At 71.2% G+C, this 26,541-nt stretch carries 26 protein-coding genes; 4 read left to right on the top strand and 22 right to left on the bottom strand.

All coding sequences use genetic code 11. The features are described 5' to 3' along the window. Positions 1-74 precede the first annotated feature (74 nt). The 6 genes from MNY62_RS03200 to MNY62_RS03225 form a co-directional block, all read right to left on the bottom strand. Positions 75-1,256 carry an ABC transporter substrate-binding protein gene (locus MNY62_RS03200; protein WP_242342654.1) on the bottom strand — a complete coding sequence of 394 codons (1,182 nt, stop codon included), beginning with the start codon at positions 1,254-1,256 and terminating at the stop codon, positions 75-77. A 224-nt stretch (positions 1,257-1,480) separates the two neighbouring features. Next, positions 1,481-2,731: a DcaP family trimeric outer membrane transporter gene (locus tag MNY62_RS03205; RefSeq protein ID WP_242342655.1), complete on the bottom strand. Its 1,251-nt coding sequence runs from the start codon at positions 2,729-2,731 to the stop codon at positions 1,481-1,483. Between the two features lie 208 nt (positions 2,732-2,939). Then, positions 2,940-3,863 carry a DMT family transporter gene (locus MNY62_RS03210; protein ID WP_242342656.1) on the bottom strand — a complete coding sequence of 308 codons (924 nt, stop codon included), beginning with the start codon at positions 3,861-3,863 and terminating at the stop codon, positions 2,940-2,942. 129 nt (positions 3,864-3,992) lie between these two features. Then, complete coding sequence (locus tag MNY62_RS03215) at positions 3,993-4,730, bottom strand: amino acid ABC transporter ATP-binding protein (protein WP_242342657.1); 738 nt, start codon at positions 4,728-4,730, stop codon at positions 3,993-3,995. Then, positions 4,727-5,443 carry an amino acid ABC transporter permease gene (locus MNY62_RS03220; RefSeq protein ID WP_242342658.1) on the bottom strand — a complete coding sequence of 239 codons (717 nt, stop codon included), beginning with the start codon at positions 5,441-5,443 and terminating at the stop codon, positions 4,727-4,729. The genes MNY62_RS03215 and MNY62_RS03220 overlap by 4 nt, the downstream gene beginning before the upstream one ends. A gap of 33 nt (positions 5,444-5,476) precedes the next feature. After that, positions 5,477-6,256 (bottom strand): transporter substrate-binding domain-containing protein, encoded by a 780-nt coding sequence (locus MNY62_RS03225; protein ID WP_242342659.1) that lies wholly within the window; start codon positions 6,254-6,256, stop codon positions 5,477-5,479. Positions 6,257-6,419: 163 nt separating this feature from the next. Here MNY62_RS03225 and MNY62_RS03230 point away from each other — a divergent pair, with 163 nt between their 5' ends. Continuing rightward, a complete protein-coding gene (locus MNY62_RS03230; protein ID WP_242342660.1) occupies positions 6,420-7,475 on the top strand; it encodes a methionine ABC transporter ATP-binding protein in 1,056 nt (351 codons plus the stop codon). Further along, positions 7,444-8,121 carry a methionine ABC transporter permease gene (locus MNY62_RS03235; RefSeq protein WP_242342661.1) on the top strand — a complete coding sequence of 226 codons (678 nt, stop codon included), beginning with the start codon at positions 7,444-7,446 and terminating at the stop codon, positions 8,119-8,121. The genes MNY62_RS03230 and MNY62_RS03235 overlap by 32 nt, the downstream gene beginning before the upstream one ends. 423 nt (positions 8,122-8,544) lie before the next feature. Here MNY62_RS03235 and MNY62_RS03240 read toward each other — a convergent pair whose 3' ends face one another. From MNY62_RS03240 to MNY62_RS03300, 13 genes are all read right to left on the bottom strand, one after another. Beyond that, on the bottom strand, positions 8,545-9,339 hold the full coding sequence (locus MNY62_RS03240; RefSeq protein WP_242342662.1) for a MetQ/NlpA family ABC transporter substrate-binding protein: 795 nt from the start codon (positions 9,337-9,339) through the stop codon (positions 8,545-8,547). 135 nt (positions 9,340-9,474) lie between these two features. Continuing rightward, on the bottom strand, positions 9,475-10,638 hold the full coding sequence (locus MNY62_RS03245; protein WP_242342663.1) for a benzoate/H(+) symporter BenE family transporter: 1,164 nt from the start codon (positions 10,636-10,638) through the stop codon (positions 9,475-9,477). A 36-nt stretch (positions 10,639-10,674) separates the two neighbouring features. Further along, positions 10,675-11,388 (bottom strand): ABC transporter ATP-binding protein, encoded by a 714-nt coding sequence (locus MNY62_RS03250; RefSeq protein ID WP_242342664.1) that lies wholly within the window; start codon positions 11,386-11,388, stop codon positions 10,675-10,677. Beyond that, entirely contained in the window at positions 11,388-12,149 is a 762-nt protein-coding gene (locus MNY62_RS03255) for an ABC transporter ATP-binding protein (RefSeq protein ID WP_242342665.1), read from the bottom strand. Before MNY62_RS03255 ends, MNY62_RS03250 begins: the two co-directional genes overlap by 1 nt. Continuing rightward, positions 12,136-13,215 carry a branched-chain amino acid ABC transporter permease gene (locus MNY62_RS03260; RefSeq protein ID WP_242342666.1) on the bottom strand — a complete coding sequence of 360 codons (1,080 nt, stop codon included), beginning with the start codon at positions 13,213-13,215 and terminating at the stop codon, positions 12,136-12,138. The genes MNY62_RS03255 and MNY62_RS03260 overlap by 14 nt, the downstream gene beginning before the upstream one ends. Before the next feature lie 4 nt (positions 13,216-13,219). Next, entirely contained in the window at positions 13,220-14,113 is an 894-nt protein-coding gene (locus MNY62_RS03265; RefSeq protein ID WP_242342667.1) for a branched-chain amino acid ABC transporter permease, read from the bottom strand. Positions 14,114-14,183: 70 nt separating this feature from the next. Further along, positions 14,184-15,332 (bottom strand): ABC transporter substrate-binding protein, encoded by a 1,149-nt coding sequence (locus tag MNY62_RS03270; RefSeq protein WP_242342668.1) that lies wholly within the window; start codon positions 15,330-15,332, stop codon positions 14,184-14,186. Between the two features lie 121 nt (positions 15,333-15,453). Then, positions 15,454-16,959: a DcaP family trimeric outer membrane transporter gene (locus MNY62_RS03275; protein ID WP_242342669.1), complete on the bottom strand. Its 1,506-nt coding sequence runs from the start codon at positions 16,957-16,959 to the stop codon at positions 15,454-15,456. A 70-nt stretch (positions 16,960-17,029) separates the two neighbouring features. Next, positions 17,030-17,824 carry an amino acid ABC transporter ATP-binding protein gene (locus MNY62_RS03280; protein ID WP_332842100.1) on the bottom strand — a complete coding sequence of 265 codons (795 nt, stop codon included), beginning with the start codon at positions 17,822-17,824 and terminating at the stop codon, positions 17,030-17,032. Next, the gene (locus tag MNY62_RS03285; protein WP_242342670.1) at positions 17,821-18,606 is read right to left on the bottom strand and encodes an amino acid ABC transporter permease; all 786 of its coding nucleotides are present in this window, start codon (positions 18,604-18,606) and stop codon (positions 17,821-17,823) included. The genes MNY62_RS03280 and MNY62_RS03285 overlap by 4 nt, the downstream gene beginning before the upstream one ends. Positions 18,607-18,643: 37 nt before the next feature. Then, complete coding sequence (locus MNY62_RS03290) at positions 18,644-19,405, bottom strand: ABC transporter substrate-binding protein (RefSeq protein WP_242342671.1); 762 nt, start codon at positions 19,403-19,405, stop codon at positions 18,644-18,646. Positions 19,406-19,713: 308 nt separating this feature from the next. After that, entirely contained in the window at positions 19,714-20,361 is a 648-nt protein-coding gene (locus MNY62_RS03295) for a glutathione S-transferase family protein (protein WP_279426199.1), read from the bottom strand. A 5-nt stretch (positions 20,362-20,366) separates the two neighbouring features. After that, positions 20,367-20,684, bottom strand: coding sequence for a DUF2917 domain-containing protein (locus MNY62_RS03300; protein WP_242342672.1), 318 nt, complete (start codon positions 20,682-20,684; stop codon positions 20,367-20,369). A gap of 136 nt (positions 20,685-20,820) precedes the next feature. Between MNY62_RS03300 and MNY62_RS03305 the strand changes: the two genes are divergently transcribed. Then, entirely contained in the window at positions 20,821-21,765 is a 945-nt protein-coding gene (locus MNY62_RS03305; protein ID WP_242342673.1) for a LysR family transcriptional regulator, read from the top strand. On the opposite strand, the gene MNY62_RS03310 is transcribed toward MNY62_RS03305, so the two are convergent. Next, on the bottom strand, positions 21,725-22,348 hold the full coding sequence (locus MNY62_RS03310) for a LysE family translocator (RefSeq protein WP_242342674.1): 624 nt from the start codon (positions 22,346-22,348) through the stop codon (positions 21,725-21,727). The genes MNY62_RS03305 and MNY62_RS03310 overlap by 41 nt on opposite strands. Positions 22,349-22,452: 104 nt before the next feature. On the opposite strand from MNY62_RS03310, the gene MNY62_RS03315 reads away from it, so the two are divergent. Beyond that, complete coding sequence (locus MNY62_RS03315; protein WP_242342675.1) at positions 22,453-22,887, top strand: OsmC family protein; 435 nt, start codon at positions 22,453-22,455, stop codon at positions 22,885-22,887. Between the two features lie 101 nt (positions 22,888-22,988). Here the strand turns inward: MNY62_RS03315 and MNY62_RS03320 are convergent, their stop codons facing one another. Then, entirely contained in the window at positions 22,989-24,950 is a 1,962-nt protein-coding gene (locus tag MNY62_RS03320) for a PKD domain-containing protein (protein WP_242342676.1), read from the bottom strand. Positions 24,951-25,090: 140 nt separating this feature from the next. Next, positions 25,091-26,305 carry an acetate/propionate family kinase gene (locus tag MNY62_RS03325; RefSeq protein WP_242342677.1) on the bottom strand — a complete coding sequence of 405 codons (1,215 nt, stop codon included), beginning with the start codon at positions 26,303-26,305 and terminating at the stop codon, positions 25,091-25,093. Positions 26,306-26,541 lie beyond the last annotated feature (236 nt).

Consider the following 26,541-nt stretch of genomic DNA (forward strand, 5'->3'; position numbering starts at 1 on the left):
GCGATGGGGTGCGACACGATAGAGAAGGGAAGGGGCCCGATCAACCCCTCCCCTTCTCTACGGAAGGCTGAACCTTACGGCTCGACGGTCGTGACGTACTTGGGGGTGTTCTTCTCGATGCCGATCACGACGGCCGACTTCACGGCGTTGTGGTTCTCGTCGAGGGTGATGTTGCCCGCCACGCCGTGGAAGTCCTTCGTCTTCTCGATGGCGTCGCGGATCGCCGGGCCGGTGAGGTCCGTGGCGCGCTTCATGGAGTCGATCGCGACGAGGGCCGCGTCGTAGCCGAGGGCGGCGAGCGCGTCCGGCACCGAGCCGTAGGTGTCCTTGTACTTCTTCACGAAGTTCTGGACGCGCGGGTCCGGGTTCTCGTGGGTGTAGTGGTTCGAGAAGTACGAGCCGTCGAGCGCGCCCTGGGCGATCTCGTAGAGCTTGGCCGAGTCCCAGCCGTCGCCGCCGGCGAGCGGGCCCTTGAATCCAAGCTCGCGAGCCTGGCGGCCGATGAGGGCGACGTCGGTGTAGTAGGCGGGGACGTAGATGAGCTGGGGGTTCTTGTTCTTGATGGCGGTGAGCTGGGCCTTGAAGTCCTGGTCACCGGCCTTGAAGCTCTGATCGCTCACGACCTCGCCGCCGAGCTCCTTGAACTTGGCGGAGAAGTAGTCGGCGAGGCCGACCGAGTAGTCGTTCCCGACGTCGCGGAGGATCGCGACCCGCTTCAGCTTCAGGTTCTCGTGGGCGAACTTCGCCATCACGGTGCCCTGGAACGGATCGATGAAGCAGACGCGGAAGACGTAGGGCCGGGTCTTGTCGCCGTCCTTCGTGACGCGCGGGTTCGTCGAGGTCGGGGAGATCTGCGGGACCTTGTTCGTGTCCGCGATCGGCGCGATCGCGAGCGAGCGGCTGGAGGCGACCTCGCCGAGGAGCACCGCGACCTTGTCCTGCACGATGAGGCGCGTCGCGGCGACGGCGGCCTCCTCCGGCTTGCCCTGGTCGTCATACGTCTTGAGGGCGAGCTTCTTGCCCTTCACGCCGCCGTTCGCGTTCGCCTCCGAGATGGCGAGCTTGATGGCGTTGTCGGTCGACTCCCCGAACGTCGCCTGCTCGCCGGTGAGCGAGGCGACGTGGCCGATCAGGATGGTGTCCGCCGCCGGTGCCGCCGCCTGCTGCTTCCCCGCGGCGGCGGGTTCCTGCTTCTTCTCGCAACCGGCTACGGCAAGAGCGAGTGCCGCAACCGTCAATGCTCGCGCGAAACGCATGGGCGCCTCCCAGTGGTGAAGAAACCGAAGCTTCCGTCATACAAAACGCAAATGTGATGGGCAATGAGCAACCCGGGCCTCGTCGATCGCCACCCGGAGCCGCCGTGCTCGTTTCGCAGGCACCGCTCACCGCCGGTGCATGGCGCACCGCGCCGAAGCGATGAAAACGAAAACGGGGGCGGCGGCCGCGCTCGGCCACCGCCCCCCGGAACTACCCGCGCCGCCTAGAAGAAGTTGTAGCGGGCGAGGGCGTTGACGCGGTGCTGCGTGCCCTCGTTGTTCGAGGTGGGCTCACCGGCGGCGATGAGGCCCGCGTCGAAGACGGTGCGGCGGCCGTAGGCGTACTCGAGGCCGACCTCGACGCCCTTCACCGGGCTGTAGAACGTGTTCACGAACCCGGCGTCGATGCGCTTGTTGGCGAGCGTCTCCAGCGTGCCGGCGAGCGCGTCGTCCTTCGAGATGAAGGTCTGGGTCCAGATGAGGTTCGAGCGGAGGGCCGGCGACCAGTTGTGGGTGAGGCCCACGTGGTAGGCGACGGCGCTCCAGAGCTCGATGTCGTTGCCGACGAACGCGGCGCCCTGGAACAGCGTCGTGAACATGTAGCGGCCGATGCCGTCGCCGCCCTGGACCGACCACACGAGGCTGTCGAGCCCGCCGAGCTTCACGCTACCGGACGCCCCGGCGCCCCAGGCCCAGCGGCTGTCGTGGACGCCGGCCGCGGTGCGGCCCTGGTACTCGAAGGTCACGGCGCGCAGGTTCAGGTGGCCGAGCGAGAACGGCACCGTGAGGTTCGCCGAGACGTCCGGGTACCGGTCGAACTCGCGCCCGACGGTGAGCGTGCCGGGAGCCTTCTCGGTGTTGATCACGATGCTCTGCGGGTTCTCGAGCGCCACCGCGAGGGTCGGCCCGCCGAAGTTGGCGGTGTACCGGACGCCGGGCGAGCGGGTCAGCGCGAACGCGCCGTGCGGGTTGAAGTCCACCGTGTCGGGCAGCGAGCCGAGGTCCATGAAGTTGGCCCAGGTCTGGCCGACGAGGAACCCGGCGTACTCGCCGTAGGCGTGGCGGATGCGGAAGTTCGTGCCGTTGGTGGTCGCCTCGGTGGAGTAGTTGAAGGCCGACGGCGAGTTGAAGTCGCCCTCGACCCGCGTCACGAGGTTCCCGTGGGCGGTCGGCGTGGTGGTGGTGAGGCCGACGCGCGAGGTGCGGGCCGTGACGTAGAGCCGGTTCTTGTCGCGCTCGCCCGCGTCGAGGGGCTGGAACTCGAGGAACGTCGCCCAGTCGTCTCCGCGGATGTCCTCGTCGGCGCCGCTGAAGTCGTAGATGGCGTCGAGCTCGACGAACCCGTTGAGCTTGAGCATCGTGTTGGTGCCAGGGATCTTGAACTCGCCGGGCTTCGCGTCCTGGGCGTGACCGGCGGCGGGCAGCGCCAGCGCGGCGCTCACCAGCGCGATCGCCCTGAGCTTCGAGAAGTTCATCGTGCCTCCATAACGGTGGGTGATGCCTCAGTGAACCGGGTGCAGTGCGCGGCATCAAAGCACACTCGGAGGCCCCGATTCACCCGCCTCGCGCATTTTTCTCATGGGCAAGCAACCGCGCGTCACGGCGACGACGCGTCGCGCAAGCGGAGGCCCCAGGTTGCGAGTGATCAAGCGGACTTCGGCGCGAGGGCGCCGCGGCCGGACGTCACGCCTGTTCGGCGGAGTCCGGCACCGCGGCGGGCCGTGCGGGGGCTGCGGCGGCGCGCACCGGCGCTCCGGTCGCGAGCCACGACCCGGCAAGGATCAGCAGGAACCCGATCACGGTCCCCACCGTCAGCGGCTCGCCGAGGACGGCGACGCCGGCCGCTACGGCAACCGCCGGATTGACGTACGCGACCACGGTGGCCCGCACCGGCCCGATCTCGGCGATGAGCCGGAAGAAGAGCACGAAGGCGAGCGCCGTGCAGAAGACGCCGAGCACGACCACCGCGAAGATCACCTCGGGCGCCGGCAGCGCGGCCGGGAGCTGGGCGACGCCGAACGGCGCGTAGCCGACGGCGCCGAGCAGGAGCGACACCGCGACCACGTCGAGGGTCGGCACGTCGGTGAGGCGCCGGGACACGACCATGGGGCCGACGGCGTAGCCGATCACCACGAGCACCATCTCGCCCACCGCGCGCAGGTCTCCCCCGCGCACGTCGAGGCCGAGCAGCGCGACCACGCCCGCGAGGCCGACCCAGAGCCCGGCGAGGCGGCGTCCTCCGAGCGGCTCCGGGACCCCGCTCAGCCGGGCGATCACCACCCCGACCAGCGGCACGGACGCCACGAGGAGGCCCGCGAGCGAGCTCGGCAGGCGTCGCTCGGCGTCCGAGAGCAGGAGCCACGGGATGGCGAGCTCGGCCACCGTGAACAGCACGATGGGGCGCCAGCGCGGCAGGAGGGCGCGCAGGTTGCCGCGGGAGAGGAGCACCACCGGCAGGAGCACGAGCGCGCCGATGGCGGTGCGCAGGAAGACGAGGCTCGCCGGCGTGATCTCCCGGACCGCCACCTTGATGAGCAGGTACGGGATCCCCCAGATCACGCACAGCGCGACGAACAGCAGCCAGCCTCGACGGGTCAAAGGTACCACCCTCCTCGCTCCGGGCGTCCGGACGCTCGACGAACCTGTACCGGAATCCGGGCCCAGGCGCTCGCGCGGAGATGCACGGGGGCCGTGCACGGATGCACGTCCGCGCGGGGGCGCCTCGAGGCTCCCGCGTCAGGTCCGCTTCACGCGCTGCAGGAACTGCCGGGTCCGCTCGTGGCGCGTGCGCTGGAAGACGTCCTCGGCCGCGCCCTCCTCGACGATGCGCCCCTCGTCCATGAAGATCACGCGCTGGGCCACCTCGCGCGCGAACCCCATCTCGTGGGTGACGACGAGCATCGTGACGCCGTCGCGGGCGAGGCCGCGCATCACGTCGAGGACCTCGCCCACGAGCTCCGGGTCGAGCGCGGAGGTCGGCTCGTCGAAGAGGATGACGTCGGGCTCGAGCGCCAGCGCCCGGGCGATGCCGACCCGCTGCTGCTGGCCGCCGGAGAGCTGGGACGGGAAGTACGAGAGCCGATTCGAGAGGCCGACGCGCGCGAGGACCTGCTCGCTGCGGGCGCGGGCGTCGGCGCGCGGGAGCTTCCTCACGACGAGGAGCCCCTCCATCACGTTCTCGAGCGCGGTCTTGTTGCGGAACAGGTGGTAGTGCTGGAACACCATCGCCGTCCGCCGGCGCAGCGCCGCCGCCTCGGCCTTCGTGGCCCGGTGCGCGTCCACGGTGAGGTCGCCGACGCGGATCGTCCCGCCGTCGGGGCGCTCCAGGAAGTTCACGCAGCGCAGGAGCGTGGACTTGCCGGAGCCGCTCGGACCGAGGATGACGACGGACTCCCCCTCGTGGACCTCGAGGCTCACGCCGCGCAGGGCCGGCACGCCGTTGAACGCCTTCGTGACGTCGCGGAGCTCGATCATGCCGGCGAGAGCCCCTCGAACCGCCTCACCCGGCGCTCCAGCACGGCCATGCCCCGCTCGATCCCGATGCAGATGACCCAGTAGACGAGCGCCGCCACCACGTACACCTCGAAGAACTGGAGCCCGCGCGCGGCCTGGATCTTGGCCTCCCCCATGAGCTCCACCACGGAGACGAGGAAGGCGAGCGAGGTGTCCTTGAGCAGGGCGATGACGGTGTTCCCCAGGCTCGGCAGCGCGATGGTGAGCGCCTGGGGCAGCACGACCCGGCGCATCCCCTGCCAGCGGGTCATCCCCACCGAGAGCGCGGCCTCCATCTGCCCGCGATCGATCGCCTCGATGGCCGCGCGGAGGGTCTCCGAGGCGTACGCGCCCACGTTCAGCGTGAAGGCGAGGTAGATGAAGGCGATGGCCGGGATGCTGCTCACGTCGAACGTCCAGCCGTAGCGGTCGCCGAGGTGGTTCAGCAGCTTCGGCAGGCCGTAGTAGGCGAGGTAGATCTGGACGAGGAGCGGCGTCCCGCGCATGAACGAGACGTAGAGCGCAGCCACGTGCCTGAGCACGGGGACGCGGGAGATCCGGACGAGCGCGGTGGCGAGCGCGAGCGGCAGCGCCAGGCTCATCGACACCACGGTCACGTTCAAGGTGACGGGCAGCGCCCGCAGGAGCGCGGGCACCACCGACACCATGAACGAGTAGTCGAGCAGCGGCTCCATGCCGGCACCGTCCACGCGCGCCCCTCCCGCCGTCTAGCGCGTGTAGTCGGCGCCGAACCACTTCACCGAGAGCTTCGCGAGCGTGCCGTCCCGCTTCGCCGCCGCGATGGCCTCGTTGAGGCGCTTCACGAGCGCCTCCCCCTCCGGCCCCTTGCGGACCACGAAGTGCGAGGGGACGAGGGCGAGCGGCGCGCCGACCAGCTTCACCGGGAGCGCGAGCTTCTTCACGTTGTACCCCACCGTCAGGCGGTCGTTCACGGTCGCGTCGAGCCGACCCGCGACGATGTCCTGCAGGACCGTGGTGAGGGTCCCGTCGTAGTACTTGATGTCGATGCCGGGGGTGTGGCTCGCGTTGTAGGCCTCGAGCAGCTTGCTGTAGTTGCTCCCCACGCCCGTGCCGACCTTGAGGCCCGCGAGGCTCTCGAGGCCGGAGAACGTCCCCGCGCGCCCGTCCTTCACGATGATCTGGGCGCCGGAGACGAGGTAGTCGTCGGTGAAGAGGTACTTCTTCTCGCGCTCGGGCGTCTTGCCGATCTGGTTCGCGACGAGGTCGAACTTCCGCGACTCGAGGCCGAGGAAGATGCTGTCCCAGGGGGTCGGGGCGAAGACCGGCTCGAGGCCCGCGCGCCGGGCGATCTCCCGGACGACCTCGACGTCGTAGCCGGTGAGCTTCCCGTCGGCGTCCTGGAAGGTGAACGGAGCGTAGACGCCCTCGGTGCCGACCTTGAGGGTCTGGGCGGGCGCCGCGCGGGCGACGCCAGCGAACGCGACGACGGCGGTGACGAGCAGCGGGAGGGTCCGGACGGCGCTCATGATGAAGTCTCCTTCCGTGATAACGGATGTTCATCCCATACGGGAGATCGGGGCGGGGAGCAACGCAGCGATCGCGCTCGGGAGCCTACTCCGCCAGCCCACCTCGCGCCGCGCGGGCTCCTCCAGTATAACGGACACCCCGCGTCCATCGCCGCGAAGCACGATGATCGAGATCCGAGACCTCACGAAGACCTTCCACGCCGAGGGCGGCCCCGTGCACGTCCTCAAGGGCGTCTCCCTCGCCATCCCCAAGGGCGAGGTGTTCGGCGTCATCGGTCGCAGCGGCGCCGGCAAGAGCACGCTCGTCCGCTGCATCAACCTGCTCGAGCGGCCCACCTCCGGCCAGGTGGTGGTCGAGGGCCGGGAGATCACCGCGCTCGGCGGCCGGGCCCTCCGCGAGGCCCGCCACGCGATCGGGATGATCTTCCAGCACTTCAACCTGCTCTCCTCGCGGACCGCGCTCGACAACGTCGCCCTCCCCCTCGAGCTCGCCGGCCGCTCGCGCGCCGACGCCCGCGCCGCCGCGGCCCCGCTCCTCGAGCTGGTCGGGCTCGCTGGCAAGCACGGGCGCTACCCCGCGGAGCTCTCCGGTGGCGAGAAGCAGCGGGTCGGCATCGCGCGGGCGCTCGCCTCCGAGCCGTCGGTGCTGCTCTGCGACGAGGCCACCTCCGCGCTCGACCCCGAGACGACGCAGGCGATCCTGGCCCTGCTCCGCGACATCAACCGGAAGCTGGGGCTCACCATCGTCCTCATCACGCACGAGATGCCGGTCATCAAGGAGATCTGCGACCGCGTGGCGGTCCTGGAGCACGGCGAGATCGTGGAGCTCGGCCCCGTCTTCGACGTCTTCACCGCGCCCACCGCCGAGGTGACCCGGCGCTTCGTCCGCGATCTCGTCGACCGGGCGCTCCCGGCGAACCTCGTCGCGCGCCTGGCCGCGCCGCCCCCCGACGGCGGGAACCCGGTCCTCCGGATCGTCTTCCGCGGCCCCTCCGCGAACACCCCGGTCGTGTCCGAGGTCGTCCGGCGCTTCGGGATCCTGCTCAACATCCTGCAGGCGCAGGTCGACTACATCCAGGGTGAGCCGTACGGGAACGTCATCGTCGAGGCGATCGGCCGCGCGGAGGACGTCGCGGCCTCCCTCGACTTCATCCGCAGCAAGGACCTGAAGGTGGAGGTGCTCGGCCATGTCGCCGGCGATGCTCGGACTGCTGCTTGACGCGTTCCTCGAGACCCTGCTCATGGTGGCCGTCTCGTCCACCCTGGCGGCGCTCGTCGGCGTGCCGCTCGGCGTCGTCCTCGTCGCCACGAGCCCCGGCCACATCCGCGAGCACCCCGTGCTGAACCGGGTGCTGGGCGCGGTCGTGAACGCCGGCCGCTCGACGCCGTTCATCATCCTGCTCGTGGCCATCATCCCGTTCACGCGGCTCCTCGTCGGCACGTCGATCGGCACGGCCGCGGCCATCGTGCCGCTGACCATCGCGGCCATCCCGTTCGTGGCGAGGCTCGCCGAGGCGGCGCTCCGCGAGGTGGACCCGGGCCTCATCGAGGCCGCGCAGGCCATGGGCGCCTCGCCCGTGCAGATCGTGACGAAGGTCCTCGTCCCCGAGGCGCTGCCCGGCCTCGTCGCGGCGCTCACCATCACGGTGGTGAACCTCATCAGCTACTCCGCCATGGCCGGCGCGGTCGGCGGCGGCGGGCTCGGGGACCTCGGGATCCGGTACGGCTACCAGCGCTTCCTTCCGGAGGTCATGCTCGCGGTGGTGGTCGTCCTCATCGTGCTCGTGCAGGGCGTCCAGTCGCTCGGCGATCGCGTGGCCCAGCGGCTCAACAAGCGGCTCGTGCGCTCGCGGCCGAACGCGTAGGAGCAGCTAGTCCACCCACCCCGCCCGCAGCGCGCCGCCCCACGTGGCGGGACCTCGCGCCCGCAGGCGGGCCACTGGACGCGGTAGGCACCGCCCCGACCCACGGACCGCAATGCAACGCGGTTGGCCACGGCGACGTCGCCCATGTGCAGTCAGCGCCCGCAGCCCCGCGTTGCCGGCGGCGTCTGGCGGACGGCACCGCCCCCCGTACCTTGTCCCCGTCCATCGTGGCCCGCCGAGGACGTGAGGTCCCGTCCCGGCGGCGCGCCAAGGTGACCTCGCCCGCGGCGATGCCGCTTCGAGCGACCCTCCGCGACGAGCGATAAGATCGTGCGGGCGCGGTCGAGGTCGCGATGTAGAAAGGCCCACCCCCACGCGGGGGACGGGCCTCGGTTCCGCCGGACGCCTCTCCGCTGGGCGCTGCTACCAGCCGGGGACTACGACCCCCGGCCACTTCGTGTCGATGAGCTTGCGCACCTCGGCCGAGTGGTAGGCGGCGACGAGCTTCTTCACCCAGGGCTTGTCCTTGTCCGCCTGCCGCACCACGAGGAGGTTCACGTACGGTGAGTCCTTCGACTCGCGGGCGATGGCGTCCTTGGCCGGGTCGAGCTTCCCCTGGATCGCGTAGTTCGTGTTGATGATGGCGGCGGACACGTCGGGGAGGAAGTTGGGGAGCTGGGCGGCGTCCGCCTCCACGATCTTCACGTTCTTCTTGTTCTCGACGATGTCGATCGGGGTCGGCGTGATGCCGCTCCCGGGCCGGAGCTTCAAGACCCCGTTCGCCTGCAGGAGGAGGAGCGCCCGGCCTCCGTTCGACGGGTCGTTGGGGATGGCGATCTTGCCGCCCTGGGGGAGCTCGGCGAGCGACTTGATCTTGCGGGAGTACACGCCCATCGGGAAGACCACGCTCTTCGCCACGCCGACGAGCTTGTAGCCGCGAGCCTTGACCTGCTCGTCGAGGTACGGCTGGTGCTGGAACGAGTTGGCGTCCAGATCGCCCTGGTCGAGCGCCGGGTTCTGCTGGGCGTAGTCGGAGAGCTCGATGACCTTCACGTCGATGCCGTCCTTCGCGACGAGGGTCTTCACGAGCTCGGCGATCTCGGCGTGGGGCCCGTTCTCGACGCCGAGCTTGATGACCTGCCCGGCCGCCGCCGGGCGGGCGACGAGCCCGCAGAGCGCGAGCGTGGCGGCGACGAGGATGCGGATGTTGCGCTTCATTCTGATGTCTCCTGCGCGCGCACTCGGAGGAGCGCGACGGGTGGCCCTGTTCCTAAATGACGGACGGCTGTCCAGTCAAGCGGATCCACCCAGGGGCGGGCGCGGCAGGGCTCAGACGCATGCCCGGGGCTCGCGCTACGCCCGGCGGAGCACGACGAGCGCGACCACGCCCGCCACGAGCCCCCAGAAGGCCGAGCCGATCCCGAACAGCGACACGCCGGACGCGGTGACGAGGAAGGTGAGGAGAGCCGGCTCCCGGCCGGACTCGTCGCGCACCGCCGCGGCCAGGCCGGCGCCGATGGTGTTCACGAGCGCGAGCCCGGCCACCGCCATCACGAGCTCCTTCGGGAACGCCGCGAACACCGCGCCCACGGTGGCGCCGAAGAGGCCGGTGAGCAGGTAGAACCCGCCGGCGGCCACCGCGGCCACGTAGCGTCGGTCCTTGTCCGGGTGGGCCTCGTGGCCCATGCAGAGCGCCGCGGTGATGGCCGCGAGGTTGAAGGTGTAGCCGCCGAACGGCGCGAGGAGGACGGTGGTCGCGCCCGTCCAGCCGATGAGCGGCGACACCGGCGTCTCGCCGTACCCCGACGCGCGCATCACGGCGACGCCCGTCACGTTCTGCGAGGCCATGGTGACGACGAAGAGCGGGACGGCCACGCCGACGAGCGCGCTCGCGCTGAAGGTCGGCGCCGTGAAGACCGGCCGCGTGAGCTCGAGGTGCACGCCCGAGAGCGCGAGCAGCCCCTCGATCCCGGCGACGGCGACGCCCACCGCGAGCACGCCGACCACCGCGTAGCGGGGCCACAGCCGGCGGCCGACGAGGTAGGCCACGACCATCGCCAGCGCGAGGGCGAGCTGCGTCCGCATCGCGACGAAGGTGTCCATCCCGAAGCGGAGCAGGACCCCGGCCAGCATCCCCGCGGCGATCGGCATCGGGATGCGCGACATGCCGCGCTCGAACCAGCCGGTGACGCCGAACAGGAGCAGGAGCGCGCCGCAGACGAGGAAGGCGCCGATCGCGGCCGACATGGGCAGCCCGGCCGCGCTGGTCGCGAGGAGCGCCGCGCCGGGGGTGGACCACGCCGTGACCACCGGCACGCGGTAGCGCAGCGACAGGCCGATGCACGTGATCCCCATGCCGAGCCCGAGCGCCCACATCCAGGAGGCGATCTCGGCGGGACCGGCGCCGCACGCCCGGGCCGCCTGGAAGACGATCACGGCCGAGCTCGTGTAGCCGACGAGGACCGTGACGAAGCCCGCCACGACGGCGGACGCCGAGAGATCGCGGAGGAGGCGCATGGGCCGGCAATGTAGCCCAGCGGGGCCCCGCTCAGCTCAGGCGTGCGCCTCGCCGAGGTAGGCGTGCCGCACGCGATCGTCCTTCAGGAGCTCCTTGCCGGGCCCGTGGAACGTGATGCGACCCGTCTCGAGGACGTAGCCGTAGTCGGCGATCTCCAGCGCCGCCTTCGCGTTCTGCTCGACGAGCAGGACCGTGACCCCCTCCGCGTTGATGGCCTTCACGATGTCGAAGATCATCTTCACGATCAGCGGAGCGAGGCCGAGCGACGGCTCGTCCATCATGAGGAGCCGGGGCCGGGTCATGAGCGCCCGCCCGACCGCGAGCATCTGCTGCTCGCCGCCCGAGAGCGTGCCCGCCTTCTGGCTCACGCGCTCCTTCAGGCGCGGGAACAGCCCGAAGACCTTCTCCCGATCGGCGGCGATGCCGGGCTTGTCGGAGCGGGAGTACGCGCCGAGGGTCAGGTTCTCGTCCACCGTCAGGTTGGGGAAGACGTGGCGACCCTCGGGGACGAGGCACACGCCGCGGGACACGATGTCCTTCGTCGGGAGGCCGGTGAGCACCTCGCCGTTCCAGGTGACGGTCCCGCGCGACGGCTTCACGAGGCCGACGATGGACTTGAGGGTGGTGCTCTTGCCCGCGCCGTTCGCGCCGATGAGGCTCACGATGGCGCCGTCGGGCACGTCGAGCTCGATGCCCTGGAGCGCGTGGATGCCGCCGTAGTGCGCGGAGAGCTGCTCGACCTTCAGCATCACTGGGCTCCCAGGTACGCTTCGATGACCTTGGGGTCGTTCTGGATCGCGGCCGGATCGCCCTGGGCGATGGTCTGGCCGTACTCGAGCACGTAGATCCGGTGGCAGACCCCCATCACCACCTGCATGTGGTGCTCGATGAGGAGGATGGTCAGGCCGAACTGGTCGCGGATCCGCCGGATGAAGTGCATGAGCTCGAGGGACTCGTGCGGGTTCATGCCCGCCGCCGGCTCGTCGAGGAGGAGCATCGACGGGCGCGTGGCCAGGGCGCGCACGATCTCGAGGCGCCGCTGCTTCCCGTAGGGGAGGCTCGTCGCGAGCTCGTCCGCGTTCGACTCGAGCCCCACCTCGCGCAGGAGGTCCATCGCGAACGCGCGGGCCTCGGCGTCCCGGCGACGATAGCCCGGCAGGTGGAGGGTCGCCTCGAAGAGGTTCGGGTGGAGCCGCAGGTGGCAGCCGACGAGCACGTTCTCGAGGACCGACATCTCCTTGAAGAGCCGGATGTTCTGGAACGTCCTCGCGATGCCGCGCCTCGCGATCTGGTGGCGCGCCATGCCGGTGATGTCCTCGCCGGCGAAGAGCACCCTCCCCTCCGTCGGCGTGTTCATCCCGGTGATCACGTTGAAGGCGGTGGTCTTCCCGGCGCCGTTCGGCCCGATGAGGCCGACGATCTCGTCCTTCTCGATGCGGACGTCGAGGCGGGACACGGCGGTCAGCCCGCCGAAGCGCATGGTGACGCGCTCGGTGCTAAGCAACGCCATGCGTCCCTCCGTCCGTGCCGGCCGGCCCGCCCTTCCGCCACGGCAGCCTCGCCCTGGACAGCATCTCCCACGAGAACTCGCGGCTGCCCATGAGCCCGCGCTGCCGGAAGAGCACGACGGCCATGAGCAGCGCCGAGAACACCACCATGCGCAGCCCGGGGCGTGCCTCGAGCTGGAAGACGCCCAGGTCGAGCGGGCCGTCCAGGAAGCGGAGCGCCTCCATGAGGATCGTCACGCCGATGGACGCGATCACCGAGCCCGTGATCGAGGCCATGCCGCCCAGCACGACCACGAGGAGGATGTTGAACGTCAGCATGAACGTGAACATCTTCGGGTCGATGGTCGTGAGCAGGTGGCCGAGCAGCGCGCCGCCGACCCCGGCCATGAAGCTCGAGACGGTGAAGCTCACCACCTTCGTGCGGAACACGTTCACGCCCATGGCGCCGGCGGCGATCTCGTCGTCGCGCACCGCCTTGAGCGCCCGCCCGTAGGCGGAGCGCGTGAGGAGGACCATGAACGCGACCGACAGCGCGGCGCACCCCCAGACCTCCCAGGTCCCGGCGAACTTGGGCAGCCCCTTGAGCCCCAGGGCGCCGTTGGTGATCGACTGCGCGTTCGTGAGGACGACGCGGATGATCTCGGCGAAGCCGAGCGTGGCGATGGCGAGGTAGTCGTCCCTGAGCCGCAGGGCGGGCGCCGCGATGACGAAGCCGAGCGCCGCCGCGACGAGCCCCGCGACCACCAGCGCGGGGATGAACGGGATGGTGACGTGCGCGAGCCAGGGCGCGATGGGCTCGAGGAAGAAGTTCATCTCCTTCTGCTCGGGCGTCATCGTGAGCAGCGCGCAGGTGTACGCGCCCACCGCCATGAACCCGGCGTGGCCCAGCGAGAAGAGGCCGGTGAACCCGTTCACGAGGTTCAAGGAGAGCGCCAGCACGATGTAGATGGCGCACAGGTCGAGGACGCGCAGCGAGAAGGCGTCGAGCGTCGCGTCGGCGACGCCCAGGAGCACGGCGAAGGCGACGGCCGCCGCGAGCGAGTAGAGGTGCGTGCGCTTCGGCTTCATGGCGTCACACCTTCTCGACGTGGCGCCCGCCGAGGAGGCCGGAGGGCTTCACGAGGAGGACGACGATGAGGAGCACGAACGCGAACGCGTCACGGTAGCCGGTGAGGGTCGGCAGGAACGCGAGGGTGAGGAGCTCGATCCCGCCCAGCAGGAAGCCGCCCAGGACCGCCCCCCAGATGCTGCCGATCCCGCCGATGACCGCGGCGATGAAGCACTTGAGGCCCGGCATCGTGCCCATGAGCGGGTTGAGCTGCGGGTACTTGTAGGACCACATGATGCCGCCGACCGCGGCGAGCAGCGAGCCGGCGCCGAAGGTGAAGGAGATGATGCGGTTCACGTCGATCGCCTGGAGGCGCGCGGCGTCGAGATCGGTCGAGACGGCGCGCATCGCCATCCCGGTCTTCGTCCGGTGCACCACCCAGAGGAGGATCGCGAGCACGGCGAAGGTGAGGACCGGGATGACGACGCTCACCGACATGACGGAGACGCCGCCCAGGCCGAGCCTGACGTTCATGACGTCGGGGACCTGGACGCCCTTCGGGCGGCCGCCGAACACCACGATGCCGACGTTCTCGATGAGGAACGAGGCGCCGATGGCGCTGATCATCACCGAGATGCGCGGCGAGTCGCGCAGCGGGCGGTAGGCGACGCGCTCGAGCACCACCCCGAACAGCGCCGTCACCAGGATGGCGAGGAGGAAGGCCGCCCACCACGGCAGGAGGAACGTCGCGACGGCGTAGAACGCCAGGTAGGCGCCCAGCATGAAGACGTCGCCGTGGGCGAAGTTGATGAGCCGGAGGATGCCGTACACCATCGTGTAGCCGATGGCGATGAGGGCGTAGAGGCTGCCCAGGGACAGGGCATTCGCCAGGTGCTGCAGGAAGAGCGCGAGTGTCATGACGCCTCTGGGCCTCGCCAGGCGGCGCGGGGGGCCCGCTGGCCCCCCGGCCGCACGGTGACTCCTGGCCCTACGGCTGAACCGTGGTCAGGTAGGTGAACTTCCCGCCCTTGACGACCTTGATGACCGCGCTCTTCGTGGCGTCGCGGTTCTGGTCGAACGTGATGTGGCCGGCCGCGCCGGGGAAGCGCTGCGTGGCGGCGAGCGCGTCGCGGACCTTCGGGCCGTCGAGGCTGCCCGCCTTCTCGATGGCCGCGCGCACCACGAGGTAGCCGTCGAAGCCGAGTGCGGTCACCGCGGCCGGCTCCTTGTTGTACTGCTTGCGGTACGCATCGAGGAAGGTCTTGCTCGTCTCGGTGATGGGCACCTCGGTCGCGAAGAAGGTCGAGAACACCGCGCCCTCCACCGCCTGCTTGCCCACGTCCATGAACTCGGGGGTCTCCCAGGTGTCGCCGCCGAGGAACGGAGCGGTGATGCCGAGCTCGCGCGCCTGCTTGATGAGGAGCGCGCTCTCCGTGTAGTTGCCCGGCGCGAAGATCACGTCGGGGTTCATGGACTTCGCGGTGGTGAGCTGGGCCGTGAAGTCCTGGTCGTTCGTGTTGTAGTTGAGCTCGGAGAGGATGGCGCCCTCGTCGCCGGTGAGCTTCTTGAAGCTGTCGGAGAAGAACCGGGCGAGGCCCACCGAGTAGTCGTTCGAGACCTCGCGGATGATGACCGCCTTCTTGGCCTTGAGCTCCTTGAAGGCGTAGTTCGCCATCACCGTGCCCTGGAACGGGTCGATGAAGCAGACGCGGAAGTAGTACTCGTTGCCCTTCGTCACGAGCGGGTTCGTCGCGGAGAGGGCGACGGCCGGGACCTTCTTGTCCTTCACGATCGGGCCGGCGGCCATGGACAGCGAGGATCCCCAGGAGCCGAGGACGGCGGCGACCTTGTCCTGATCGACCAGCCGCTGGGCGGCGTTGGCCGCCTCGACCTTGTCGGACTTGTTGTCCGAGATGACGAGCTCGATCTTGAGCTCCTTGTCGCCGACCTTCACCGTCGGGAACATCTCGTTGGCGAGCTTGATCCCCTCGACCTCCATCGCGCCGCCAGCGGCGTTCGCGCCGGTCATCGGCTCGAAGACGCCGATCTTCACGGTGGTCGGCGCGGAGGACTTCTTCTGGCAGGCGCCGAGCGAGACGAGCGCGACGGCGCCGAGGACGAGACCGAAGCTGCGCATGTGTAGCCTCCTGACGAGATCGAGACGCCGCTGCTCGGGTCTCGGTTGGGTACCAACGAGATGAGAGGGCCCCGCAGGGTTGCACGCCGGCTTTTGGCGGGCAAGCGCGCGAGGAGGCGCGTCAGTTGACGTAGTACTTCACCGACAAGTCGAGGCGCAGATCCTCGCCCCGCTCGCCGGCGAGCGTCCTCCGCTGAGCCCAGATGCCCTCCACGCCGAGGTCCACGCCCTTCACCGGCGTGAAGATCGGGCCGACGTGCGCCTGCTGCACGAAGCGGTTCACGCCGTAGCGGCCGGAGTCGAGGCCAGTCGCCCTCGCCACGTCCGCGTAGTCGCCGCCGAGGTTGCGCGTCGCCCCGTAGACGAAGTTCATGCGCACCCAGCCGGCGGGCTTGAGCTGGTAGCCGGCGACGACGCCCACGGCGCGCTCGGTCCGGATCTCGCCGGCCGCGCCGTCGTAGAGGGCGCCCTCGATGTAGTTCAGGTAGCGGCCGATGCCGTCGCCGCCCGTGACCTGCAGCGCGAGCCAGTCGGCGCCGCCGCGCAGCTTGAACGACGCGCTCGCCGCGGCGCCCCAGCCCCGCGCCGACGCCTTCGTGCCGTCCCCGTCGTCGAAGCGGAGCTCCTGCGTCATCGCGCGGGCGCCGAGCGCGCCCCACTGGAACCCCCTGTCCCAGCGGGCCACCACGTCGGGCACGCGCGAGAGGCTCGTGGGGATGGGGAGGCCGTAGTCGGGGTTCGGGGCGTCGGCCGGGCCGGCGCGGGAGTCGAGCACGTAGCTCGAGGAGTTCTCGAGCGCGACGGTGAAGCCCCCGGCCGACTGCGTCGCGTAGGTGTAGCGGATGACGGGCTGGCGGATGAACGTCGCGCCGGTCGGGCCGTTGAAGTCCACGGTCTCCGGGTAGTTGTCCACGTCCATGAAGGTGGACCACGTCTGGCCGACGAGGAGGCCGCCGAACACGCCGTACAGGTGGCGGACGCGGAAGCCGTAGCTGCTCGTGGACTGCTGGCTGAACACGTTGTCGGCCGTGCCGTACTGGGCGGTGTTGCCGGTGCGCGGCTCGTTGTTGAAGTCGCCCTCGATCTTGACGCCGAGGACGCCGTAGCGGGTCGGCGTGGCCGCGTCGATCCCGAGCCGCGAGGTGCGCGCGGTGAGGTAGTCGCGGTTGGTGCGCCGGCCTCCGGCCGTCCCGTCGAGCGGCAGGTAGGGCGCGAAGGTCGCATAGTCGATGTCGGAGTTGTCCGGGCCGAACGCGTGCACCCAGTTCAGCTCGGCGAACCCGTACAGCCGGAGCGAGAGCTCCGTGCCCGGGACCCGGAACGAGCCGGGCACGTCGCCGGCCACCACCGCGTCCTTCTGCTGGATCTCGACCACGTCCACGCGCTCCGCGAGCGCGGCCACCGCCTCCGCCGCCGGGGCCGGCGGCGGCGTGTAGGACGCCGGGATGGGCGCGGCCGCCTTCGCCTTCAGCGCCTCGAGCTCCTCCGCGAGCCGCTTCACCTCGGCCCGCAGGGCCTCGATCTCGCCCTTCTCCGGCGGGGCCTTCGCCGGCTCCTCGGCGCGGGCGCCCCCGCCGAGCAGCAGGGCCGCGAGGGAGAGGACGGCGATCGCCTTCTTCGTGCTCATCCGTGGACTCCGTGACTTCGTGGCTGGACTCCCGTCCTCGAGCGAGCGCTCCGGCGGGCGGGCGTGACTCTCAGTGCGTGATCTGACCCAGGAACGCCCGGATCCGGTCGTTGCGCTGGCGCTCGAAGAACTCGTCCACCGGCGCGTCCTGCAGCAGCTCGCCGTGGTCGAAGAAGAGGATGCGGTCCCCGACCTCGCGCGCGAACCGCATCTCGTGCGTGACGACGATCATCGTCATGCCCGAGCGCGCCAGGTCCTTCATCACGTCGAGGACCTCGTTGATCATCTCCGGGTCGAGCGCGCTCGTGGGCTCGTCGAAGAGCAGCACCTTCGGGTTCATCGCCAGCGCGCGGGCGATGGCGACGCGCTGCTGCTGGCCGCCGGAGAGCTGGAACGGGTGCTTGCGGACGTGGTCGGCGAGCCCGACGCGGGTGAGCAGCTCCAGCGCGGCGCGGATCGCCTCGCCGCGCGGCGCGCCGCGCACCCGGCGGGGCGCGAGCGCCACGTTCTCGAGCGCGGTGAGGTGCGGGAAGAGGTTGAACTGCTGGAACACCATGCCCACCTCGCGGCGGATGGCGTCGAGGTTCCGCACGCTGTCGTCGAGCTCGATCCCGTCCACCACGATGCGCCCGGAGTCGTGCTTCTCGAGGCGGTTCAGGGTGCGGAGGAACGTGGACTTGCCGGAGCCGGAGGCGCCGATGATGACGGCCACCTCGCCCTCGTAGAAGCGCGTCGTCACGTCGCGCAGCACGTGCGCCGCGCCGAAGTGCTTGTTCACGCCCTCGGCCACGATGAGCGGCGGCCGCTCGGCGGTGGGCGAGGGGGCGGGGTGGACGAGCGACATGGGGGGCGTCCTCTCGCTCATCGGCGCTGCTCGACGTCGAGGCGCTGCTCGATCGCCCCGGAGATGCGGGTGAGCACGGTGGTGAGGACGAGGTAGATCGTCGCGGTCGTGGCGAGCGTCGGCACGGGCTCGAACGTGGCGGCCTGGAGCCGGTTGCCGACGTTGGAGAGCTCCACCACCCCGATCACGTAGGCGAGCGACGAGTCCTTGAGGAGCGCCACCACGTTGTTGACGAGCGGCGGGAGCGCGATCTTGAACGCCTGCGGGAAGACGACGTCGCGGAAGGTCTGCACGGGCGACAGGCCGAGCGCGCGGGCGGCCTCGGTCTGGCCCTTCGGCACCGCGACGATGCCGGCGCGGATCGCCTCCGCGTTGTAGGCGCCGACGTTCACCGCGAGCGCCACCACCGCCGAGCTGAAGTCGGAGAGCTGGAGGCCCGGGACGATCGCCGGCAGCGCGAAGTACACGAACAGCACCTGCACGAGGAGCGGCGTGCCCCGCACGGCCCAGACGTACAGGTCGGCCGCCCAGCGGATCGGCGGGAACGGCGCGAGCTTCGCCACGGCGCTGAGGACGCCGATGGCGATCCCGCTGAGGCCGGAGGCGAGCGTCAGCCAGACCGTGACGCGCGTGCCGCTCGCGAACTCCTCGGCGACCGGCCCGATGGGATCGGGCAGCCACGAGAGCGGCTTCGCGACGCCCCACATGAAGAGCACGAGCAGCGCCGCCGAGGCGGCGATGGTCGCGGTGCTCCGCTGCTGGCGGGTCCAGCGCGCGGGCCAGACGCCGAGGGCGACGTTCATGGGACCAGCTCGAGGGCGGCGCCGCGGAGGCGTGGGCTCACCGGCAGCGGACGTCCTCGTTCAGGTACTTCTTGGAGATCTTCTCATACGTCCCGTCGGCCATGATCTCCGCGAGCGCCTTGTTCAGCGCCTGCTGGAGCGAGCTGTTGCCCTTCTTCACGGCCATGGCGATCCGCTCCACGAACACGAAGTCGCCGATCTTGAGCCCCGCGCCGCCGTTCGACTCGACGGCCGCCTTGGCCACGAAGCGATCGGTCACCCAGGCGTCCACCCGGCCCGCCGCCAGCGCCGAGCGGGCGTCGGTGTCCTTGGGGAAGTTCTTCACTTCCTTGATGCCCGGGATCTTCTGGACGTGCGCGAGGTACGTCGTCCCGGTCTGCACCGCGACGACCTTGCCGGCCAGGTCCTTCACGGTGCGGATGGCGGGGTCCTTCGCGACGATCACGCCGCCCGAGCAGTAGTGCGGATCGGTGAACGTCACGGCCTTCGAGCGCTCCTCGGAGACGCCGAAGGAGGCGATCACCATGTCCCAGCGATCCTGGCGGAGCCCGGCGAGCAGCGCGTCGAACGACAGGGCCCGCCACTCGATCCCGACGCCCATCTTCTTCGCGACGGCGTCCGCGACGTCGATCTCGAAGCCGGTGAGGGTCGGGCCGCGGAAGAAGTTGAAGGGAGGGAACGCGCCCTCCGAGGCCACGACCATGGTCCCCGACGCCTTGATCTCCTCGAAGGTGCGGGCCTGCGCCGGCAGCGCGGCGAGGGTCAGCGTGAGGGCCAGGAGCTTCGTGAGGGTCTTCATCGCGCGATTCCCAGGTGTCCGAGGAGCGCGGACCCGCCGCGCCGGATGCACACGAGGCCGCCGGGGGCAAGCGTGAACGGCCCCTGGTGCTCGGCGGGGGGTGGTAGCCCGCGCGGGGCGCGATTGTCAATCGGTCGCCGGAACGAGTCGTCGTGGCACGGCCCATCGAGCGGGCGAGGCCTCTCTCGCCGCCCGCGGCGCGCTACCGGAGCCCGCGGATCAGGCCACGCGCGCGGGCAGCAGCTCGTCCGCCGCCCGGGCCGAGTCGCCGGTCGTACTTCTCCGGGATGGAGTGGTGCCTGCCGGTCCTAGGCCCGGTCGTACTTCGAGATGGACTCCTGCTCCGCCGCGGCGCCCGCGACCCACTTCACGACGGCGGGGTGACGCCAGACCGCGTCGGCGTACGCGGCCTCCGGGCCGTCCAGCGCGACGCCGTAGGTGCGAAACCGGCCGACCACCGGGGCGAACATGGCGTCGGCGATGCCGAACCGGCCGAACAGGTACTCGCCGTCGCGCGGGACGGAGCGGAGCTCCCGCCAGATCTCGCGGATGCGGGTGACGTCGGCGAGCACCTCCGGCGCCAGCGGGCCGACCGTCCGGCGGAGCCGCACGTTCATCGGCAGGGTCGAGCGCAGGGCCTGGAAGCCCGAGTGCATCTCCGCCGACACGGCCCGGGCCACCGCCCGCGCGCCGCGGTCCGCGGGCCAGAGCCCCGCCGCAGGGAACCTCTCCGCGAGGTGCTCGCAGATGGCGAGCGAGTCCCAGACGACGAGCCCCTCGTCGCGGAGGACCGGCACGCGGCCGGCGGGCGAGAACTCGCGGATCCGCCGCGCGGTGTCCGGCCGGTCGAGCGGGACCCGGAGCTCCCGGTACGGCGCCCCCGTCAGCTCGAGCGCGAGCCAGGCCCGCATCGACCACGACGAGTAGTTCTTGTTTCCGATGACGATCTCGAGCACGCGCCTCACCCTCGCTGAACGGAGGCCGGGAGGATAGCCGCGGGGCGGGCAGCGGTCACCTCGCGCCGCGGCTCGGACACGAAGAGGCGCGAGGGCGCGAGCGCGAAGGCCACGACGCGCCCGCGGCCCGGCAGCCGCAGCTCCTCGCCGGCCGAGAGGACGTGGTCCTCGGGATCGCCCGACTGCGTGACGTGGAGGAGCCCGGCCTCCGCGCGGAGGACCACCCCGCGGCGGCCCGGCTGCACCCGCGTCGTCGCCTCCGCCGGGAGAACCCGGCTGCCCGTACCCCGATCGCTCCACCCGAACGGCCAAGCTCCGAACATGACGCCTTCCTCGCTTCCGGCGACGGCTTCCCCGCCGCCCTCGAGCCAGATCTTGCCCGCTCCGCCCGCCGGCGTATCTGCACGTTTGTGCACTCCGGGCGTGCACGGATGCACGGTCTCGGACAAGATGAGGCGCATGTTCGCCTGGGACGACCTCCGCATCTTCCTCGCCGTCCACCGTGCCCGCAGCCACGCCGGCGCCGCGCGCGCGCTGCACACCGCCTCCACCACCGTCGGCCGGCGCCTGGCCGCGCTGGAGGCCGCCGTCGGGGCGCGTCTCTTCACCCGCACGCCGGAGGGCCTCGCGCCGAGCGCGGCCGCGCAGCGGCTCCTGCCGCACGCGGAGCGCGTGGAGGCGGAGCTGCTCGAGGCCGAGCGCGCCCTCTCGGGCGCCGACTCGCGCCCGACGGGCTCCGTGCGCGTCACGACCGGCGACGGCTTCGCCTCCTTCGTCCTCGCGCCCGCCCTGCCCGCGTTCCTCGAGGCCCACCCCGGCCTCACGCTGGAGATCCGCGCCGACGTCCGCGCCCTGGATCTCACCCGCGGCGAGGCCGACGTCGCGGTCCGCCTCTTCCGCCCGCGGGAGCGATCGCTCGTGGCGCGCCGCCTCGGCCTCGAGCGCTACGCGTTCTTCGCCGCGCCCGCCTACCTCGCCCGCCGCGGCACGCCGCGCCACCCGCGCGACCTCGCGCGGCACGACCTCATCCTCTACGACCAGGACTTCGACCGGATGCGCACGCAGTCCTGGGTGCGCCAGACCGCGGCCGGAGCGCGCGTCGCCGTCCGCGCCAGCACGACCACGACGATGCACGCCGCGTGCGCCGCCGGCGCGGGCATCGCGCTCCTCACGGTGAGCACGGTGCGCGACGACCCGGCGTTCGCGGCGGTGCTGCCCTCCCTCCGGCCGCCGCCGAACGAGATCTGGGCGGTGACGCACCCCGAGCTGCGGGCGACCGCGCGCGTGGCCACGGTCCTGCGCTGGCTCGAGGCGCTCGTCCTGGCGAGCGAGGGGCCCGCGGGGGCGGCGGACGCGCCCGGCCTCAGCGCCGGGCCGTGGCCAGCCGCACGCCGAACCCGATGAGCAGGAGGCCGGTGGCGCTCTCCAGCGCGCGGTTCACCTTGGGGTCGGCGAGCACGCCACGGATCCGCGCGACGAACAGGGTGACGAGCGACAGCCAGATGACGCCTTCGGTGAAGTGGATGCCGGCGAGGAGGATCGACTTCGCCAGCACCGGGTCGCCGGGGCCGATGAACTGCGGCAGGAAGGCGAGGTAGAAGATCGCGACCTTGGGGTTCAGGACGTTGTTCAGCATCCCCTCCACGAAGGCGCGATGAGCGCCGATCGGCTCCGCGGCCTGCGCGATGACGGCGCCGCTGCGCGCCGCGCTCCAGATCGCCTGGAGGCCCAGGAAGACGAGGTAGGCGGCGCCGGCGAGCTTCACGATCTCGAAGGCCCTCGCCGAGCGCACGAGGATCACCGAGAGCCCGAGCGCGGACAGCGTGGCGTGGACGAAGAGGCCGGCGCAGACGCCGAGGACCGTGAGCATGCCGGCGCGGCGCCCGCGGACGAGCGCGCTGCGGACGACGAGCATGGTGTCGGCCCCCGGCGTGAGGGTGATGAGCGCGGCGATGCCGGTGAACGCGAGGACGCGGGCGTCGAGCATCCACCTGCCATACACCCGCGGCCTCGAACGGGGAAACACCTGGGGCGCGCGGGCCCTCCGCGCCGGCTACACTCTCCACGCGTCCCTTTCCGAGGAGGTCGCTCATGGCCGGCGTACCCGGCGTACGGATGTCCGCCCAGATCGAGGGCCTCACCTGCCTGCTCACCCACGGCCCCTCCGGCACCACCCTCACCACCGTGCCGCCCAGGGACAACGGCGGCACCGGGCAGAGCTTCTCGCCGACCGACCTCGTGGGAGCGGCGCTCGCCTCGTGCGCGCTCAGCACGATGGCGCTCGTGGCCCAGCGCGAGGGGCTGGCGTGGGGCGACGCCCGCGCTGAGGTGGAGAAGCGCATGACGCCGCCGCCGCGCCGCATCGGCGAGCTGGTGCTCGTCATCGACATGCCGCGCGAGGCGCGCCCCGAGGAGCGGGCGCGCCTCGAGGAGATCGCGCGCACGTGCCCGGTGGCGCGGAGCCTCCACCCGGACGTGAAGGTGCCGATGGAGTTCCGGTACCCGGCGCTCGATCCCGCGAGGTGAGGCGAGCCCGACCTCGCTCGCGAGCGCCGAGCGCGAAGGGCCGGCGCGCCGCGCGGAGGGCGCGACGAGCCGGCCCCGAGCGGCCGCGACGGCGAACGGTGTCAGTACCCGACGACCCCGTACGGCGTCAGCAGCCCCGAACTGGCGTCCACCTCGAAGAGGACGAAGCGCCTCGCGCCGTCGCTGGAGAAGAACGCGAACCGCCCGTGCGCCAGGAAGCCCTTGCCGCCCACGCCGACGCGCGGAAACGCGATCGTCTCCTGCCTGGCGAGGAAGTCGTCGCCGAACACCCGGAGCTCCGCGTCGGCGGCCGGCTGCGGAGGGTAGGTCGAGCCGTCGGCCGGGATCGCAAGCACCTGGCGCGCCGCGAGCGAGTGATCCACCCAGCGCACGCGCGAGGTCGCCTCCAGGGCGCCGGCGTAGGTCATGTCCGCGCCCGACGCCGAGCCGGCCGTGGTGTTCGAGTGGAAGGTGTTGCCGCAGGCGGTGAAGATCTGCAGCCCGTCCTCCGAGATCCAGAGGTCCCCGCACATGGCGTAGTCGCCGTGGTACGGCGAGTCGTACAGGTACTTCGCCGTGCCGGCCGTGATGTCGTACTTCTCGAGGTCCAAGGGTGAGCCGGTGGTGCCTTCGCCGTAGATGGCCGCGCCGCCGGGATGCAGCTTCGCCTTGGTCCGCTCGTAGATGGCCCAGCTCGAGCTCAGCGTCTCGACGCCGGTCGAGACGTTCAGGCAGTGGATCTCCACCCACTGATCGATGCGGGGGAACGCGTACGCGAAGCCGTTCCCCGCCAGCACCACGTCGAAGACGTCGGCGGTGGTCGCGATGACCCTCTCCACGGTGACCGGCGCGGGCGAGAGCCGCACGTACGACACGTAGCCGTTGTGGCCGACGGCGGCGTGGAGCCCGTCCGGCGAAACGCTCACGGCGGTCGGCGCGAGCGAGAGGACCACGGACTGCTCGGTCCCCGCGACGGGATCGGCGACGTAGAGGCGATTGGGCGAGGTCCCCACCGTCACCACGCGGTCGAGCGGCCGCGAGTACTCGGCGTCCACCACCGAGTGGCCCAGCAGCCAGACCTTCCTGTGCACCGTGACCTGGACGACGTCGGCGGCCACGCTCACGAGCGAGCCGTCGCTCACGAGGAGCGAGAAGGCGTAGACGCCCTCGGCGTCGAAGGTCACCGTCGGGCTGCACGCGGCCGCGTCGGAGAGCGCCGCGCCGCTGCCGGTCGGGCGGGCGGTTAGGGTCCAGGCGCAGGTGAGCGGGTCGCCGTCCGGGTCGGTCGAGGCGCTCGCCGAGAGGGCCAGCGTGGCGCCGTCGTTCGACTCCAGATCCGGGCCGGCGTTTGCCACCGGCGCGTGGTTGCGCACGGTGAGGGTCACGTCGTCCGCCGAGGAGAGCGCGCCGTCGCTCACCGTCAGCCGGACCACGTACGTGCCGAAGACGTCGGGGGTGATCGAGGCGGCGGCGGTGGCCACGCCGGACAGGGCCGCCGCGCTGCCGATGGGGCGCGACACCAGGGTCCATGCGTAGCTGATGGGATCGCCATCGGGATCGTGGCTCGCCGCGCCCGAGATCGAGAGCGCGACGCCGCGACTGCCCTCGCGGTCCGCGCCGGCGCTGGCGACCGGCGGCTGGTTCTCGCAGGTGATGGTCACCTCGTCGTTCACGGGCGGGTTCAGGCCGTCGGAGACCTGAAGGCGCACGACGTAGAGGCCCGGGACGTCCGCGGTGAACCGCGTGACCTCCGAGGTGGGGTCCTGCAGGATCGCGGTGCTCCCCGCCGGCCTCGAGACCATCGACCAGAGGTGCGTGAGGGGGAAGGCCTCGGGGTCCACGCTCGCCGAGCCGTCCAGCGTGACGACGGCGTTCTTGCCGACCGAGCGATCGAACCCGGCCTGCGCGATCGGCGGGCGATTGCCCGGGATCCCCGGGGCTGGCTTGTCGCTGCTGCTGCAGGCGACGAGAGCGCAGAGCGCGAGCGCGGCGGCGCCGCGGCAGGTGACGTTCATGTTCCCTCCCTGGAGCACCGCAGCTCGCGCGTCGGGCCTTCCGCGCACCGACGGTTGCTTTTCGACCGGGCGTGCATCGTAGCCGAGCCGGATCGGTCCCGGCGAGCAAGCGGCTCCGCGCCCACCGCGGCGCACGTCACCCCACCCCGCCTTCCGCCGGCCGCGTGGCCGCCGGCGACGCGGGTGCGTCAGCGCTCCCGGCGCGCCGCCGGAGCCTGCGTCCGCTCGATGACGGCGGCGGTGTCCATCGCGATCATGAGCTCCTCGTTCGTCTGGACCACCGCCGCCATCGGGCGCGTGGTCCGGGTCACCCGGCCGCACAGCGCCTTTCCGTGGGTGGCGTTCGCGTCCGGATCGAGCACGAGCCCGGTGAAGCCGAGCAGCTCCACGACCTTGGCGCGCACGTGGGCCGCGTTCTCGCCGATGCCGCCGGTGAAGACGAGCGCGTCGAGCCGCCCGAGCGCGACGGTCATGCCCGCCGCGGCCTTCGCGACGGAGTGGCAGAACTTGTCGATCGCGAGCGCGGCGCGCTCGTGCCCGCCCTCCGCGGCGCGCTGCAAGGTCAGCATGTCGGCGCTGAGCCCCGAGAGGCCGAGCAGGCCGGAGCTCTTGTTCAGCTCGTCCATCACGTGATCGGCGTCGCACCCGAGCGACGTCTTCATGTGCGCGATGATCGAGGGGTCGATGGAGCCGCTGCGCGTGTCCATGACCACGCCGTCGAGCGGCGTGAGGCCCATCGTCGTGTCCAGGCTCTTGCCGTTGCGGACCGCCGCGAGCGAGCAGCCGTTGCCGAGGTGCGCCGTGACGATCGCGTGGTCCTCCGGATCGAGACCGAGCTGCGTCACCGCCCGCAGCGACACGTAGTGGTGGCTCGTGCCGTGGAACCCGTAGCGTCGCACCTCGTGCTGCTCGAACCACTCGTACGGGACCGCGTACAGGTACGCTCGCGGCGGCATCGTCTGGTGGAACGCGGTGTCGAAGACCGCGACCTGGGGCACCTTCGGGAAGAGCTGCTGCGCGAGGCGGATGCCGAGCAGGTTGGGCGGATTGTGGAGCGGGCCGAGGTGGACGCACTCCTCGATCTTGGCGACGACCTCCGGGGTGATGAACATCGACCCCGAGAACCTCGCCCCGCCGTGGACGACGCGGTGCCCGATGCCCAGCATCCGATCGGCGAGCCCCACCTCGCGCAGGACCTCCACCACCGCGCGCAGGGCCGCCTCGTGGTCGCCGCCGCCGTCCAGGGGCCGCGACCGCTTGCGCCCCTCGTGCTGGAGCTCGAGCGTCGCCTGTGGGGTCCCCAGGTGCTGCGCGATCCCCGAGACGTGCTCGTGACCGTTCGACGAGTGGACGACGGCGAACCTCACCGACGAGCTGCCGCAGTTCAGGACGAGGACGTTCACCGGCTCTCCATGGGCGTGGCGGGACGCCACACTCGCACCCCGGGATGCCGCTCTGCAAGCCACGCCGGGCGCTCCGCCAGACCCGCCGGGTCGGGTTCGCGGGCGCTCGCGTTCGCCGGCGTGCGTGCCATGCCTGGCGGTTATCGTAGCCATTCCCAGAATGCCTTTTCCTCATCCAGCAAACCTCGCTAAGGTGCGCCCATCGTGGGCGGATCCTCGCCCCGGGGAGAACGGTC

The sequence above is a fragment of the Anaeromyxobacter terrae genome (genome assembly GCF_022690685.1).
GTDB classification, from domain to species: domain Bacteria; phylum Myxococcota; class Myxococcia; order Myxococcales; family Anaeromyxobacteraceae; genus Anaeromyxobacter; species Anaeromyxobacter terrae.